Raw genomic sequence first — 16,008 nt, forward strand, 5'->3', positions numbered from 1 at the left:
GAGTTCGCAGTGATCAACTGATCACTGCGACAGCACCGAGGCGGGCAGGGGCATGCACGACGAGCCAGGGCACGACGACCGGCCGCCGGAGACCGTCGATCCGGTCGAGGCCGCACCGGCACCGGAAACCACCGAGGAACCCGAGCCCGAGAAGGCGCCCGACCCGGTCACCGAGCTGACCGAGGCGGTCACCGCCCTCGCCGCGGAGGTCCGCCAGCACCACGAGCGCGCCGCCGCCCGCGAGCGCGTCATCGACAGGCTGCACGCCGAGGTGGAGCGGCTGCGCGCCGGGGAGCAGAACCTGCTGCTGCGCCCGATCACCACCGACCTGCAGAACCTCCGCAACGACCTGCTGCACCAGGCCCGCACCCTGCCCGCCGAACTCACCCGCCAGCAGGTTGCCGACCTGCTGGAGTCCTTCGCGCTGAGCGCCGAGCAGGCCCTGGAACGCTGCGGCAGCACACCGATCAGCCCGCAGGCCGGGGCCGAGTTCTCCGCGCGCGAGCACCGCGCCGTCAGGGTCATCCCGGCCGACGACCCCGCCCAGCACCAGCGCATCGCCGCGGTCGTTTCCGACGGTTACCTGGACACCATGACCGAGCGCGTGACCGTCCCGGCGCGGGTGCACGTGTACCGCTGGAGCGAACCGACCGCACCGGCCGAGGACAACAGTCCGCGAGAGGGGATGAGCGCAGATGTCTGACCGCGACCTCCAGGTCTTCGGCATCGACCTGGGCACCACGTACTCGGCCATCGCCTACGTGGACGAGACGGGTCGCCCCACGGTCTGCCGCAACACCGACAGCAACGAGACCACCCCCTCGGTGGTGTTCTTCGAGAACGAGACCAACGTGGTCGTCGGCTCGGTGGCGAAGAACTCCGCGATCATCGACCCGGACCGGGTGGTGTCGCTGATCAAACGCCAGATGGGCAGCGACGCCGAGTTCGAGTTCCACGGCACCACCTACACCCCGGAGTCGATCTCCGCGCTGATCCTCAAGCAGCTCGCCCAGGACGCCGCCGCGCACACCGGGCGCGAGGTGACCCGCGCGGTGATCACCGTGCCCGCCTACTTCGGCATGCTGGAGCGCAGCGCCACCAAGAACGCGGGCCGGATCGCCGGGCTTGACGTGATCGGCATCGTGCCCGAGCCGGTGGCCGCGGCGCTGCACTACGAGGCGACCACCGACGCCGAGGACAAGACGATCCTGGTGTACGACCTGGGCGGCGGCACCTTCGACACCACGGTCATCCGGGTGTCCAAGGACGAGATCGTGGTGGTCTGCACCGACGGCGACGACCACCTCGGCGGCGCCGACTGGGACCTGCGGCTGCGCAACCACCTGCTGGCGAAGTTTCTGGAGCAGGCCCCCAAGGGCACCGAGGTGGAGGACGACGAGGAGTTCCTCCAGTCGCTGACCACCACCGCCGAGGAGACCAAGAAGCAGCTGTCCAGGGCCGAATCCCGCGCGGTCGCGCTGCGCGGCGCCGGGGTCAGCGCCCGGGTGGAGGTGACGCGGGCGCAGTTCGAGGACGAGACCCGGGACCTGCTGGACAAGACCATCGACATCGTCCGGCGCACCCTCAAGACCCTGCAGACCAAGGAGCCGGGCGCGCAGATCGACGACGTGCTGCTGGTCGGCGGGTCCACGAAGATGCCCGCGGTCGCCGAGCGGCTGCGCGCCGAGTTCGGCTGGGAACCCAAGCTGCACGACCCGGACCTGGCCGTCGCCAAGGGCGCGGCGCTGTACGCGCTGGGTCGCGTGGTGCACCGCGAGATGCAGGAAGCCAGCGGCTCCGACGTCGCCGAGGCGGTGCAGGAGGTGGCGCGCCAGACGGGCATCTCGGCCCGCGCACTGGAGGACCTGGCGACCAAGCAGACCCGCAACGTGCTGCCGAAGGCGTTCGGCGTAAAGCTCGTCGACACCTCCGACCCGGACTGGCGCAGCAAGCCCACCCGGCACTTCGTCAAGCACCTGGTGCACGCCAACGACTCGTTGCCCACCGAGGAGCGCCTGCTGGAGGCGGTCACCGTGGAGGAGGGCCAGACCGGGGTGGAGATCGAGCTCTACGAGCAGTCCGGGGTGGTGGCCGGCCCCGAGCTGTCCGAGAACAAGCCGATCAACGAGGGCAGGGGCCTCATCGACGGGCTGCCGCCGCTGCCCGTCGGCTCACCGGTGAACATCCGGATGACCGTCGACGACGAGGGCCTGCTGGAGCTGACCGCCACCGAACCGTCCACCGGCAAGTCCCTGGACATCAAGGTGCGGGTGAGCGTGCGCAGCGACGAGGAGGTCGAGGCCGCCACGAAGGTGGTCGCCGGGATCACGGTCACCGGCTGATGCGGCCGTTCGACCCGAAGGCGTACGAGCGCGAGGTGGTCCGGCCGCTGCGGGGGCGCAGCGGCCGATTACCCGACGACCTGCTGACCCGGTACGCCGTCGACCTTGGGTTCTCCGACGCCGAGCTGGCCCAGCGGCTGGCCCAGGTGCGGTCGCACTGGAACAAAAGCGCCCAGTCCACCGCCAAGTCCAGCTTCACCACCAGCGTCTACAAGGCGTTCCTGCGCGAGGACGAGGAGCTGCGCCGCCAGCACGGCGACGCGATGTCGCGGATGTCGTGGTGGCGCGACCAGGCCGCGAAGCGCTCCGCCACCGGGCAGCAGCGGATCAACGAACTGGCCGCGATGCTGAAATCCACCTTCGGCGACCTCGGGCTGATCACGCCCGGCCAGCTGGAGGCCATGCGCGAGGCATTCGGCCAACTCGGACCGTCCGAAGTGGACGCAGCATTGGCCGAAGCCGGGGTGCGGTCGGTCGAACCGCTGGAGCTGCCCAAGACCAGCGGCCTGTCCGACACCCTGTTCCGGCGGCTCAAGGCGCTGCTCACCGACGCCGAAGTCACCTCCATCCCCGAACTGCTGCACGGCAAGCTGCGCGGCTTCCGCATCCTCGAGACCTTCCGCAGCGATCCCCCGCACCCGCTCACCGCCGACGCCGTGCGGGCCGCCATCGACCGGGAGGACCGGCGCTCCGGCAACCAGCCCGCCCGCGAAGCCCTCGGCATGATCAACACCGCGGTCACCCGCGACGGCGTCGACCTCCGCCAGCTGACCCTGCACCATCTCCTCGACGACGTGCGGCGCCTCCGCGCAGGCGGTGCACCGGCCGCCGCTCTGGTCCGCGTGCTCCAGCAGACCGGCCTGGCGGACGACGAGGTCCGCCACGCCGTGGTGAGCGTCCTCAGCGAAACCGGTGCCACCGCACCCACAACCAGCGGACTGCCGGAGGTCACCGAACTGCTCGCCGCCGGCCAGCTCTTCGCCGCCCAACAAGCCCTGGCGGGCATCACCGACGCCGACGAGGCGGCCGCCGCGAAAGCGGCCGTCGACCGGCACGCCGAGCGGGTCCGCGAACTCCGCGAAGCCGCCCACCGCGCGGCGCGCAGCGGAGCCGACGGCGAAGCCCGGCGCACCCTCGCCGAGGCCGCGCGGCTCGCCGCCGACGACGAGGCGATCGCCGCGGAGCTGCGGCGCATGCCGCTGAGCCCCGTCGCGGACGTGACGGCGCGGCCGGAAGGTGCCGGAGTGCGCGTGTCGTGGCGGGCACAGCCCGACCACGACGAGCACACCACCCGCTACCGCGTGGTGCGCCGAGCCGGACGGACGCCCGGCGACCCCGCCGACGGCGACGTGGTCGCCGAAGGCGCGGCGACCGCCGTGGTGGACAGCGACGTGCGGGCCGGGGTGCTCGTCGGCTACGCGGTGTTCGCCGCGGAGGCGTGCGGCGCGTGGTCGCGCCCGTCCGGCACCACGGTCGAGGTGCTGCCCCCGGTGCACGACGTGCGGTTGTCCGTGCACAACGGGGTCGCCGAGGGCACCTGGAAGGTCCACCCCGACGTCGTGGGCGTCGACGTCCGGCGGCGCCGCGACGGCGAAGCCGGTGACGTCTCCGTGCCCACCAACGGCACCACGGCCTTCCGCGACGCCACCGCGGACGTCGACGCCGACCACACCTACCTGCTGACCGCCCGCTACCGCAGGGACGACGGCACCGAGGTCGCCGCGGAGACCGTCGCGGTCCGGCACACCGCCCGGGTGGCGCCGGCGCTGCCGCCGGTGAGCGCGCTCGAAGCGCGGCGGTTCGGTGGTGGGGTGGTGCTGTCGTGGGTGTGGCCGGACGACGTCCGGATGGCCGAGGTGACCTGGACGGGCGCCGCCGAGGGCAGCAGGCGGCTGACCCGGCAGCAGTACCAGGCCGACGGCGGCTGCCGCATCGACCCTGGCCCGGGCCCTGTTCGCGTGCAGGTCTGCTCGATCGCTCCCGCGGAGCACGGCGAGGGGCGCTCGGCGCCGAGCGCGCTTGAACTGGCCGGGACACCGCCGCGGGCGACGTACCGGGTGGAACGGCAGAAGCGCCTGTTCGGGGCGCGCACCGCGCGCATCGTGCTCACCTGCGACCAGCGCGTGCCGGACTGCGCCGTGGTCGTCGTGATCGCGCCGGGCCGCGTGATGCCGCTCAGACCCGAGGACGGCCAGGTGGTGCACCGCGCCACCCACGACCTCGGCGACCCGGTCGAGATCACCGTCGAACTCCCGCGCCGCAGACCGTTCTGGCTGCGCTGCTTCGTCGAAACCCCCGGAGTCCAGCTCGTCGACCCGCCCACCACCCAGCTGAAGGTGGCCACGTGATCACCCCACCTCGTGACACCCGCCCCGACATGCCCACCCCGACCTCGGGGGCCGTGGGGTCCAGACCGAGCGCGACCACGGACTTCTCGGCGCGGGGGAGCTTCACGGCGACTGCCGAGGGGAGGGCCTGAATGGCCAAGGTCGCTTGTCCTTACTGCTACCACCAGTTCGCGCCCAGCAGCCTCTGGTTCCAGTGCACCGGGCGGCCCTCGCCCGGCCGGGAGAGGTGCCGCCGGACCGTGGATCCGGAACGGGAGCGGCTCACCGGGTTCGCCAACCCCGCGCCCCCAGCCTTCCCGCCACCGAAGTCGTGGCGCACGCCGCGGCGGGCCGCGTGCCCGGACTGCGGCACCGTCAGCGGCATCCGCGCCTGCCCGGTGTGCCACACGCCGCTGCCCGCGGGTTTCGCCGACAGCCGCAGCCCGCTGATCGGTGTGGTGGGCGGCAAGAACGCCGGGAAGACCGTCTACACCACGGTTCTGGTGCACGAACTGCGGCACACCATCCGGCGGCGCTTCGACGCCGACATCTCCTTCGCCGGGGAGCAGGCCGGGATGGGCACCGCGCAGTGGCTGGAGCGCTACGAGCAGGCGCTGTTCGACGACCGCGCCCTGTTCGAGTCCACCGCGGGCTCCGCCGACGGCGTCCGCATCCCGCTCGTCGTGCAGTGGCGGCAGCCGCGCACCCGGTTCGGCCGCGAGGTGCACAGCACCACCACGCTGTCGTTCTACGACGCCGCGGGCGAGGACATGACGACCCAGGAGTTCGTCAACCGGCAGGCATACCTGTCGGCGGCCGACGGGATGATCGTGCTGCTCGACCCGTTCCAGCTGCCCGGCACGGCGGACCGGATCGAGCTGCCCGACGTCGGCCGGCGCGACGCCGAACCGCCGATCAACGTGCTCACCCGCATCACCGGGCTGCTGCGGGCCGGGCTCGCCGACCGCCGCCGCATCAGTACCCCGATCGCCGTGGTGTTCTCCAAGATCGACGCGTTCTTCGGGATGCTCGGCGAGCAGCACCCGCTGCTGCGGCCCCCGGTCGCCGGCCCGTACTACGACGAGGCCGCCGGGCAGGACACCGACGAGCACCTGCGGGCACTGCTGGCCGACCTCGGCGCCGACGACATCGACGCGCACCTGCGTGCGCACTACCAGACCTTCCGCTATTTCGCGGTGTCCTCGCTGGGCGCGGAACCCGACTATGGCCGCAAGCGGATCGACCCGGCCGGGGTCCGACCGTTCCGGGTGGACGAACCACTGCTGTGGCTGCTCAGCCACTTCGGGGTGATCGAACGGAGCCGAGCATGAGCGCGCGGGAGTTCCACTCGCTGTTCTACACCGACTGCCGACCCGGGCAGGGGCTGCGCGGTGGCGCCGGGTTCCAGTTCCAGGCCGTGTCGCCGGGCACCACCGACGAGATGATGAGTGTCGTGCAGCGGTCCGCGCTGTACGAGGCCCCGGTGGGCTGGATGCGGGAGAAACGCCCGGTCGCCGACTATCCGCCGTCGCTGGTCCACGTGCACGACGGTGTCTACGCCACGGCCCGCGGCATCTACCTGGGTGAAGAGGCGGGCGGGGTGCGCGAGGGCAACCAGTTCACCCACGCGCTGGCCACCGGCGACCCGCAGCTGTACGGGCCGATCCGCCCGGCCCAGCTGTGGGGCGCGTCCTGGTGGGCCGAGCGGCCCGCGCCGACCACGCAGTGCGATCCGGTACCGGCCGAGCCGGAGCCCGGTCCGTTGGGGGTGGCGGCGCTGCGGGAGTGGGTGCTGGGCCAGCCCGACGGCGAATCCTGGTTGCTGGCAGTGCATTCCGCGGTGGACCGGATGCACGAGCCGGATGCGCGGCGGGTGCTGTTCGTCAGCGCCGACGCGGAGGCCGCGGTGCGCTGGATCGCCGCGGCGACGCTGCTGCTGCCGCAGGAACGCGCGCTGCGCGTGGGTTTCCGGGTGTTCGCCACCAATCCGCAGTACAGCCGGCACGAGGTGCTGGCGGTGCACCCGGACTGGGCCGGGTCGCTGGCCGATCCGGCGCGCACCAACGACTTCGTGGTGTTCAACCTGGTGACCGGCGAGCACCGGCCGGTGGAGCCGACCGGTTCGGCCCGCCACTGGGTGCCGCGCTTCCTGCACGCCGACCCCTACGACGTGGTCGAGGCCGTCGAACTGGCGCACCAGTTCGCCCGCAACCGGGGCGAGGAGCTCCCGGCCGAGGCCGACCGGTTGGCCGCCGGGGTGCTGATGCTCGACGAGCCGGTGCGGGACCAGGACTCGGCGCTGGTGCTGGCCGAGTGGCTGGCCTCGCCGCCCGCGGTGTCCGCGGCGGACGTGCTGGAACCGGTGCTGGACGCGGTGCTGGCGAGTTCGCCGACGCTGCCGGTGCTCACCAGGCTCGCCGAGGCTGCCACCGACCAGGCCGGGCGGGTGCGGCTCGCGTTACTGCGCGCGGAGGTCGACGAGATCGTGCGTGGCACCCCACCGGACGACCGCACCCCGCTGTCACCGCGCCGGTGGACGCCCGAGGAGGCCGAACGGGCCTGCGAGCTGGTCGAGGCGGCGGCCGCGGCGGTGAGCCCGGAGCGGATGGACCGGCTGCTGCGCACCGCCACGCGGTTCGACGTCACGCCGCGGGTGGGCCGGTTCGGCGACGCGGCGAGCGGTTTCGTCGCCTGGTGGGCGGACCACCCGCACACCTCGATCGACCCGACGCGCTGGACGTGCGGCCAGCAGGTGGTCGACCTGCTGCGCGACGAGCTGTCCGCCCGGCTGGCGGGAGCGCGGGCCGAGGAGACGGCGGAGGCGATCCGGGACCGCTGGTGGACGCTGCTGGCTCCGACGATCAGCGACCCGTTCATGCCGCTGGACGCCGCGATCGCCGCCGCCGCGGTGGCCGCCGGAGGCGACGCGCGTCGCGACACCATCGCGCTGTTCCGCGCGCAGCTGCGCGCGTCCGAGGAACCCACCATCGGGCAGGTCGTGTGGGACGCGCTGTTCCGGCTGTCGCCGCCCACGATGGACGAGGTGGCGGAGTTCCTGTCGGCCCTGCCGTCCACCGCGGTCACCGACGCCCTGGCGCAGCGGGCCTTCGCGGTGCTGGAGAAGGCCACGGTGTCCGGCCGGTACCTGGACGTGCTGCGGATGCTCGGCCACCACATCGGCGACCGCGAGAACCTCCGCAGGTTGTGGGAGGACGACAGCCGGTTGCGGTCCTGGCTGAGCGCCTTCCACCGACACCCGACCAGCCCGGAGAGCGGGGCCGGTGCGGTGCGGGACGTGTCGGAGCGCGTGTTCGCCGCCCGCGCCGCCGGGGTCGTGGCCGCGTTGCTGGACACCGCGCCGCAGACGGCGGTGGCCGCCGTCGAGGCCGCTGGTGCCGGGATGCAGCAGATGCTGGCGCACGAGTTGCCGCAGGCGTGGAACCGGGAGACGACGCCGCCGGGACGGCGGGATCACGCGGTGGCGCTGGCGTTTCTCACCGCCTGGTCGGACAACGCCTCCGAGCAGGTGCGCGTGGCGTTCGACAAGGCCCTGGAACACTGGGCGGGCAAGCACAAGCAGACCGACTACCGGCGGATCAGCAAGCTGCTGCGCGCGGTGGACGCCGAAGCCGCGGCGGCCTGGCACGACTGGCTGAAGGACTTCGCACAGAAGAAACCCAAACCGGCCCGCACCCGCGAGGTCGCGCGTCTGCTGTTCGGCCGAAGAGGCGGGCGGGGGAAGTAGATGCAGTACCTCGTCGTCGCCCTCGTGGTGCTCGCGCTGGGGCTCTGCCTGGTGGGGCTGGTGCTCTACCTCGCTGCTCTGCTGGCGCCGCTGATGATGCTGTTCGGCGCCTGCGCGACGCTGGTCAACACCTGCCGGGTCCTGGTGGGCCGCGGGATCTGGCAACCGGTGCTGGTCACGCCGAACGACGTGGTCAACGGCACGGCCGGGTTGAAGCAGCGCGGCCCGTTCCCGCTCGATTACGCCTGGCCCGGCTACCAGGTCGCGCAATGGCGCCGCGACCTGGTGGCGCTGTGGCGCTGCTGCGCCGACTTCATCCGGCACGGCTGGTCGCGGGGGTTTGGCTACGGCCGGGGCAGCGACCTGCGCTGGGGGGCCATCGGGCTGACGGTGCTGCTGTGGACCCCGGTCACGCTGGGCGCGGCCCTCGGTGGGGCGGTGATGGTGGTCCTCGGCGCGGTCGTGCTCGGCATCTCCTGGGCCGCGTGGGGCACCCTGATCGGCTTCGAGCGCGGCTACGACACCACCGTGCGGCGGCTGCGCAGGGCCCAGCCGAGCTGCGGGGTGTGCTTCCACGTGATGACCGTGCCCGCCTACCGCTGCGACGGGTGCCGGACGGTGCACCGCGACCTGCGGCCCGGGCTGCTGGGCGCGGTCTGGCGGCGGTGCGGGTGCGGTCAGCGGCTGCCGACGACCGTGCTGCGCGCATCCCGGCGGCTGGAGGCGCTGTGCCAGCGCTGCGACCGGCCGCTGCAGGCGCGGTCCGGCGCGGTCACCGACATCCGGCTGCCGGTGTTCGGCCCGGTGTCGGCGGGCAAGACCCGCCTGGTGTACGCGGGTCTGGTCGCGTTGCGGGATCGGGCTGCCGCCGAGGGCGCCGTGATGGCCTTCGACGACGACACCAGCCGCCAGGCGTTCGAGCACGGCGCGCAGCTGATCGCCACCGGTGGTGACACCGCGAAGACCCCGGCCGGGCAGCTGCCGCCCGCCATCACCGCCCGGTTCCGCCGCGGTCAGTCCGACAAGGACGCCGACCAGGCGCTGCTGCACCTGTTCGACGCGGCCGGCGAGTTCTACGCCAACCGCGACGACAACAGCGAACTGGAGTTCCTCGACCACGCCGGGGGACTGGTGTTCGTGGTCGACCCGTTCGCCGTCGCGTGGGTGCGCGACCAGCTCGGCGGGGCCCTGCAGGACCGGCTGGCGCAGGCGCATCCGGCCACCGGCGACCCGGACGAGGTCTACCAGGTGACGGCCCGCCGCCTGCAGGACTTCGGCGTGGACACCCGGCGCAAGGCGTTGGCGATCGCCGTGGTGAAGGCCGACCTGCTGACCGACCTGCCGTGGGCCGCCGACCTGTGCGCAGGAGCGGTGCGCGACTGGCTGACCACCGCGGGCCTGGACAACCTGGTGCTGCAGGCGGAACGCGACTTCGGGGAGGTGCGCTACTTCGTGGTGTCCTCGGTCACCGGGGTCCACCCGGGCAGCAGGATGTCCCCGGCCGAGCCGTTCGTGTGGCTGCTGGACCGCGGCGGTTTCGCCCTGGGACGAGACGAGCAGCAGACCCGGGAGCCCGCATGAGCATCCGCCCACCGACCCACTACCGTGTCCACCGCTGGATCCTGGCCGTGCTGGCGGCCATCCTGGTGGCGTTGTCCGTTCTGTTGGTCGGCTCCGACCTCTCCGAGTTCGCGACGGGTCTGCTGACCGATGGGTGAGGAACTCGTCCTGGGCATCGACCTCGGCACCACCTGCTCTGCGGTGGCCACTGTGGACAGTGGTGGTGTCGCGGTGATCCGCAACCGGCTGGGCGAGCTCACCACACCGTCGGTCGTGCACTTCGCCGCGGCCGACACCGCGGTGGTGGGTGCGGCGGCGCAGCACAGCGCGGACCCGGACAACACCGTGGCGCTCATCAAGCGCCGGATGGGAACCGAGTTCGAGCTGGAGTTCCACGGCGTCCGCCACACGCCGGAATCCGTGTCCGCGCTGATCCTGCGCAGCCTCGTCGACGACGCCGTCGCCGAACTCGGCCCGCACCGCACCGTCCGCGCGGTGATCACCGTCCCGGCCTACTTCGGCATCCGGGAACGGGAAGCGACGTTGCAGGCGGCGCACCTGGCCGGGATCGAGGTGCTGGAGGTGCTCAGCGAACCCATCGCGGCGGCCCTGCATTACACCGGGGGATACCGGCGGGAACCACCGGACGCTCCGGGGACGTGCGCAGCCGCACCGGCGCCGTGCTCGTCTACGACCTCGGTGGCGGCACCTTCGACACCACGGTGCTGCGCACGGGCGTTGACGGCGTGCACGTCGTCGCCACCGACGGCGACAGCCGACTGGGCGGGGCCGACTGGAACGAACGCATCCGCGAGCACCTCGCCGCCGCCTTCGTCCGCGAGTTCCCGGCCGCCGACCCGGACGACGAGGAGTTCCGCCTGCACCTGCAGGATGCCAGCGAGCAGGTCAAACGCCAGCTCAGCGCGGTGACGAGCCGCCGGGTTGCGTTGTGCTGCGGGGACGACGCGATGACCGTCGAACTCGACCGCGCCACCCTCGACGAGCTCGGCGCGGACCTGGTGGACCGCACGCTGCGGATCGTCGACCGGGTGCTGGCCGCGGCCGCCGAGAAGGGCGTGACCAACATCGACGAGGTCCTGCTCGTCGGTGGCGCGACGCGGCTGCCGGCGATTTCGCGGGCGGTGCACCAGCACCTCGGCCTCGCCCCGAAGACCGCCGACCCCGATCTGGCGGTCGTCTGCGGCGCCGCCCTCGCGCACCACCGCGGCGGTCGTGCCGCGCAGCTTCGGCCTGCTGCTTCAGGACAGTTACCGCGAGGACGGACGGTCGTTCGTCCAGCATCTGGTGCACCGCAACGAGCCCCTGCCCGCAGTGGCCACCGGCCGCTTCGCCACCGTCCTCAACGGCCAGCGATCGGTCCGCATCCAGGTGTTCGAGCAGTCCGGGGACGTCCCGTCACCCGAGGTGGCGCATAACCGCCGGGTGCTCGACGGCGAGTTCACCGGACTGCCGGACCTGCCCGCTGGTGCGGTGATCGAGGTGACGCTGCGGGTCAGCGCCGACGGACTGCTCTCGGTCACCGCGCGGGAACCGCTCAGCGGCGCCGCGCTGGAACTGTCGGCCTATGTGGACGGTGTGGTCGACGCCGCGGCCAGCCGGGAACTGGCGGGCACCATCGCGGGCCTGACGGTGCGCTGCTGACCAGGGGAGGGCCGATGAGTTCGTGGACGCGCCGCCGGTTCGACGGGGTGGGGCTGACCCAGTCGCCGCCCGGACCGCACCTGGCAGCTCTGCAGGCCCGGTACGGTGGACACGTCCTGCTGTGCATCGACGTGAGCTACTCGATGTCCGGCGACCTGCTTCGGCGGGCCATCGCGGGCGGTGAGAAGTTCCTCGCCGAGGCCACCGCCGCGCACTACGCGGCGGGCCTGGTGCTGTGGGCCGAGGAGGTCCGGCAGTTCGTGCCCCCGGAAGCCGGGACCGAAACAGCGCTTTCCGTGCTGCGGAAAGCCGCGGCGGGCGGCGGGACGCGGCTGTCCCCGGCGCTGGAACGCGGCATCGAGGTGCTGGCGAACCGCTCCGGCGATCGAGTGATGTGCATTTTCAGCGACGGCGAACTCGCCGACCACCGCGAAGCCCGCGAACTCGCCCGGAAAGCCTGTGCGCTGGGCATTCGCATCATCGTCCGCGGGCTCGGCCGGGCCGCGGCGACGTCGCTGGCGGACCTGGCCTGCCCCGGGGTGGCGGACGCAGAACAGCGGATCGATGACGCGACCGGCGTCACCTCCGGCATCGCCTCGATGGCTGCCGGCCTCTCACTCCGCGGGAAACCCAGCGACTGAAGGGGTGATCCGCTTCACCCATGGTGTAGGGCTGGTCACGTTGTGATAACGATGAAGGTCAGGAAGTGGATACTCGGGGTAGAGGTCTGCCGCGCACAACGATCCGGGCACAACCGACGGCGGTCGTTCGCGGCACACCGGAGCCGGGGGTCCCCAGGAACACGGGTGTCTGGAGGTTGGCGATGATCGCGGCGCTGAAAGCGCACGCAACATGGTTGGTCAATGCACTCGGCATGTCGCGGAACCCGCTGCGCAGGCCGATCGACCGGGCGGCAGCCGCGATCTCGCTGCTGCTGCTCACCGCGGCGGTCGTGGTCGTCCCGGTCTCGGCCCTGTTCGGCGTGTCGCTGCACGAGAACCTCACCCAGCGGGCGGCGTACGCCGCGCAGACCACCCACCGGGTGGACGCGGTTTTGACCACCGCCCCCACCATGAGCGTCCCGGTCTCCGAGGTCTACACGCAGGACTCCATCAGCTCCACCGCGGTCGTCGAGTGGCGCACCGACCAGGGTACGCGCACCGCCACGATGCAGGTCCCCGCGAACGCCGCCCCCGGCGACACCGTGCCGCTGTGGATCGACCAGGCGGGCAACCGGGTGCCCCCGCCGCCGACACCCGGTTCGGTCACCGTCTCCGCCGTCTTCGCCGCCCTGCTCCTGCTGCTGGTCCTCGAACTCGGCTGCTTCGCCCTCATCTCCGCGACCCAGCGCCTGGCCCGCCGGATCGGCATGCGTGCCTGGGAACGCGAGTGGGCGTTCCTGCAGCGAGGGGGCACCTGGTCCCAACGCTGACCGCGGACCCAGCGGTCAGGCCGGTTTCGGGGCGACGACCGCGCGGTAGGGCGCCAGCATCCGGTTCAACCACGCCTCGCCGATCGGGGTGTCCAGGTCGATCTGCAGCTCCGGGTCCTCGCCGTCCAGACCGTCCGCGCCGCAGCGGTCCCCGAACAGCACGATCGCCGGGTTGCCGGTGTCTCGTTTGGACGGCCAGATCAGCCCGTCCGCCCACTGTGCCTGAGCCCGGATCCACGCCGCCCACCGCCGGGTCAGCTCGTAGGCTTCGCGGCCCTCCGCGTCGACCAGCCACGAATCCTGCGCCACCGCCGCTAGGTCCGGGCCGGTGAGCAGGCTGACCAGATTCAACTCCCGCGCGGTGCGCACCGCGCTGAGGCGCTTTTCGGCGATCTGCATCCGCCGGATCAGCCGCTGCCCGTCGTGGCCGAACCCGAGGTTGCGCAGCAGCACCTCGGCGAGCGCGGTCGTCGCGTGCAGCGCCGCGTAGTAGCTGGGGAACGGGTCGGCGGCGGTGCCGTCGAACCGGCCGCCGGGCGAATCCGCGCCAACCTGGGCGGGTTTGAACTCGGTGGCGCCACGCTCGCGGTGGTGCACCCGGAACAGCGTGGTGTCGGCGGGCAGCACGTACTTGGTGGGGTTGGCCTGAAACGACTGCGGTGGTGTGGCCTGCGGCACCTCACACCTCCGCCGAGTCGACGCGGGCCGCGTCGATGAGCACGTCGGCGCCGACCTCGTCGATCAGCTCCGCCGGCACACCGCCGAGCCACGGGTTGGACCCCAGCCACCAGTCCGCCGCACCCCACGGGTCGTCCGCGGCGTGCAGGTACCGGTTCACGGTGCGCACCAGCTCCCGCGGCACACCGGAGGCGTCGAACTGGAACGCGGGCCACCGGCTGCCGCCGTCCTCGCCGGGCAACCGGATCAGATCCGGGTCCGCCGGGTCGCCGCCGGCGGCACGGATCCACTGCTCGTCCACGGAATCCACGCCGCGCAGCCGTGCCAGCGACAGCTCCGCGCCCGGCGCGGACTCGGTGACCCGGTCGCGCAGGTCGGTGCTCAACCGCTGCCAGTCCACCTGGGGGCGCCGGAACCGCGACTCGGGTTCGGCCAGCGCCCGCCGCACCGGATGCGTCACCGGCAGCGCGTCGCCGAGCAGCGACGCGATGTCCTCGGCGACCAGCGCCGCCGTCCCGGTGTCGGCGTCCTGCAGCTCCGCGACCAGCGCCACCAGCCGGGTGAACGTGTCGGGGTCGAGCCGGTCGGCGACCTCGTTCCACCCGGCGGCGAGCGCGTCCAGCATCTTCTGCTGACTCACCGCGGCAACCTCCTATCCGCTGACCTGGTGCTGGGCGATGTCGGTGCGGGCCCGGTCCACGGCCCGCCGGTCCATGCCGCCGATGCTGAGTTCGAAGCGCACGTCGTTGCCGCCTTCCAGTTCCTTGGCGTGCACCGTGAGCGCCCCGGTCTCGGACATGGCGAAGGTGACCTCGATGCGGCAGCCCGCGGGCCGCGGCGGGATGCCGGTGAGGAAACCGTTGCCGACCTTGGTGTTGTCGGCCAGTTCCTCCGACGGCGTCGCCCCGGCCTGCTCCCACACCTCGATCTCCACCATCCGCTGGTTGTCGATGGCGGTCTGGAACGGGTAGGGGCCGGTGTCGGCGGGCAGCGGCGTGTTGGCCGGCAGCAGGTGCACCACCATCTGCCGGGCCCGCATCGGGTCGGTGAGCGCCAACGGGTCGCGCGGGTCGACGGCCTTGACCCCGAAAGCCCGCGGCACCACGGTGGCGACCCGCTTGCGGGCCATCGCGTCGGCGTCGGCTTCGCTGATGCCCAGCTGCCGCGCCGCGTCGCCCGACCTGGCCCGGCGGATCGTGGCGAACAGCGCCGCCCCCTTGGCGACGGCAAGGTCCGGTTCGGACAGCCGCGCGTCGAGCCCGAAGCGCTGCTTGAGTCCCGCGGCGACCGCGGGCATCCGCGTCATGCCCCCGGCCAGCAGCACCTCGTCGAAGTGGTCGACGCCCTTACGCCGCGCGGTGTCGATGATGCGCGCGGTGATGTCCATGGTGCGGTCCAGCAGGTCCGCGGTCATCGCCTCCAACTCCTGGCGGGTGACCGGGACAGTGACCGCCGCGCCGCCGAACCGCAGCGCGACGGTGCGGGACATGGTGGCGCTCAACGCCTTCTTGAGGTCCTCCGCGCGTTCGGTGAACTCCTGCATGGCCATGTCGTCGGCACTGGGGTCCAGCCGTGGCTGTTCGGCGCGGAAGCGGTCCAGCAGGTGTTCGACGATCCGCTGGTCCCAGTCCACGCCGCCGAGTTCCCCGTCGCCGTCGGTGCACACCACCTGGATGTCGTCGCCGCTGACGCGGATCACCGAGGTGTCGAACGTGCCGCCGCCGAGGTCGTAGACCAGCACGTGCCGGGGCTGCGTCGTGGCGTCCAGGGCGTTGTGGTGCAGCGCGGCGGCCACCGGTTCGTCCAGCACGTCCAGCACGTTCAGCCCGGCGATCTCCCCGGCCTTGCGGGTGGCGTCGCGTTCGGCGATGCCGAAATAGGCGGGCACCGTGATCACCACGTCCCGCACGGTGAGTCCGGTGTTCTCCTCGGCGGCGCGGGCCAGTTCCCGCAGGATCAGCGCGGAGATCTTCTCCGGCGTGTAGCGGTGCCCGTGGTAGGTGTACTCGACGTCGGGGCGGCCCATGTCGCGCTTGACGTGCTGCGCCACCAGGTGTGGCGCCAGCAGCGCGGAGTTCTTCGCCGCGGTGCCCACCAGGGCGACGCCCGGCCGCTCGAAGTACACCACCGAGGGCGTGGTGTCCTCGCCGATCGCGCTCCTGGCGATCACCGGTCGAGCGGTCCCGTCGATGTGTGCGATGCACGAGTGGGTGGTGCCGAGATCGATGCCGAACGTCGTCGGCGCCATACCAGTCCTTTCTG

13 protein-coding genes and 2 pseudogenes are annotated in these 16,008 nt (G+C 72.4%); 12 read left to right on the top strand and 3 right to left on the bottom strand.

The window, feature by feature from the left end:
• The first annotated feature begins 52 nt into the window (after positions 1 to 52).
• The 12 genes and pseudogenes from grpE (at position 53) to IEY17_RS22235 (ending at position 13,068) form a co-directional block, all read left to right on the top strand.
• Positions 53 to 703: a nucleotide exchange factor GrpE gene (gene grpE, locus IEY17_RS22190; protein WP_188990877.1), complete on the top strand. Its 651-nt coding sequence runs from the start codon at positions 53 to 55 to the stop codon at positions 701 to 703.
• Positions 696 to 2,342 carry an Hsp70 family protein gene (locus tag IEY17_RS22195; RefSeq protein WP_188990879.1) on the top strand — a complete coding sequence of 549 codons (1,647 nt, stop codon included), beginning with the start codon at positions 696 to 698 and terminating at the stop codon, positions 2,340 to 2,342. Before grpE ends, IEY17_RS22195 begins: the two co-directional genes overlap by 8 nt.
• Positions 2,342 to 4,690 (top strand): SaeA-related protein, encoded by a 2,349-nt coding sequence (locus IEY17_RS22200; RefSeq protein ID WP_188990882.1) that lies wholly within the window; start codon positions 2,342 to 2,344, stop codon positions 4,688 to 4,690. Before IEY17_RS22195 ends, IEY17_RS22200 begins: the two co-directional genes overlap by 1 nt.
• Before the next feature lie 239 nt (positions 4,691 to 4,929).
• Entirely contained in the window at positions 4,930 to 6,000 is a 1,071-nt protein-coding gene (locus IEY17_RS22205) for a TRAFAC clade GTPase domain-containing protein (protein ID WP_229680458.1), read from the top strand.
• Positions 5,997 to 8,414 carry a GTPase-associated protein 1-related protein gene (locus tag IEY17_RS22210; RefSeq protein WP_188990886.1) on the top strand — a complete coding sequence of 806 codons (2,418 nt, stop codon included), beginning with the start codon at positions 5,997 to 5,999 and terminating at the stop codon, positions 8,412 to 8,414. Before IEY17_RS22205 ends, IEY17_RS22210 begins: the two co-directional genes overlap by 4 nt.
• On the top strand, positions 8,415 to 9,995 hold the full coding sequence (locus tag IEY17_RS22215) for a TRAFAC clade GTPase domain-containing protein (RefSeq protein WP_188990888.1): 1,581 nt from the start codon (positions 8,415 to 8,417) through the stop codon (positions 9,993 to 9,995).
• Positions 9,992 to 10,132, top strand: a complete 141-nt coding sequence (locus IEY17_RS22220) for a hypothetical protein (protein WP_188990890.1) — start codon at positions 9,992 to 9,994, stop codon at positions 10,130 to 10,132. Before IEY17_RS22215 ends, IEY17_RS22220 begins: the two co-directional genes overlap by 4 nt.
• A pseudogene (locus IEY17_RS25885) lies at positions 10,125 to 10,580 on the top strand (Hsp70 family protein); the annotation flags it as partial. The gene IEY17_RS22220 and the pseudogene IEY17_RS25885, both read left to right, overlap by 8 nt.
• 116 nt (positions 10,581 to 10,696) lie before the next feature.
• Positions 10,697 to 11,128, top strand: a pseudogene (locus IEY17_RS25890) (Hsp70 family protein); the annotation flags it as partial.
• Positions 11,129 to 11,207: 79 nt separating this feature from the next.
• The gene (locus IEY17_RS25895; RefSeq protein ID WP_268240383.1) at positions 11,208 to 11,636 is read left to right on the top strand and encodes an Hsp70 family protein; all 429 of its coding nucleotides are present in this window, start codon (positions 11,208 to 11,210) and stop codon (positions 11,634 to 11,636) included.
• Positions 11,637 to 11,650: 14 nt separating this feature from the next.
• Positions 11,651 to 12,277 carry a vWA domain-containing protein gene (locus IEY17_RS22230; protein WP_188990892.1) on the top strand — a complete coding sequence of 209 codons (627 nt, stop codon included), beginning with the start codon at positions 11,651 to 11,653 and terminating at the stop codon, positions 12,275 to 12,277.
• A gap of 233 nt (positions 12,278 to 12,510) precedes the next feature.
• Complete coding sequence (locus IEY17_RS22235) at positions 12,511 to 13,068, top strand: Rv1733c family protein (protein ID WP_188990894.1); 558 nt, start codon at positions 12,511 to 12,513, stop codon at positions 13,066 to 13,068.
• A gap of 15 nt (positions 13,069 to 13,083) precedes the next feature.
• On the opposite strand, the gene IEY17_RS22240 is transcribed toward IEY17_RS22235, so the two are convergent.
• Genes IEY17_RS22240 through IEY17_RS22250 form a run of 3 tightly spaced genes read right to left on the bottom strand, consistent with a single transcriptional unit; the run spans position 13,084 to position 15,994 of the window.
• Complete coding sequence (locus tag IEY17_RS22240; RefSeq protein ID WP_188990896.1) at positions 13,084 to 13,746, bottom strand: RES family NAD+ phosphorylase; 663 nt, start codon at positions 13,744 to 13,746, stop codon at positions 13,084 to 13,086.
• A 1-nt stretch (position 13,747) separates the two neighbouring features.
• Complete coding sequence (locus tag IEY17_RS22245) at positions 13,748 to 14,386, bottom strand: hypothetical protein (protein ID WP_188990898.1); 639 nt, start codon at positions 14,384 to 14,386, stop codon at positions 13,748 to 13,750.
• Positions 14,387 to 14,398: 12 nt separating this feature from the next.
• Positions 14,399 to 15,994: an Hsp70 family protein gene (locus IEY17_RS22250; protein WP_188990901.1), complete on the bottom strand. Its 1,596-nt coding sequence runs from the start codon at positions 15,992 to 15,994 to the stop codon at positions 14,399 to 14,401.
• Between the last annotated feature and the right edge of the window lie 14 nt (positions 15,995 to 16,008).

The organism is Saccharopolyspora thermophila (assembly GCF_014646075.1).
Lineage (GTDB): Bacteria > Actinomycetota > Actinomycetes > Mycobacteriales > Pseudonocardiaceae > Saccharopolyspora > Saccharopolyspora thermophila.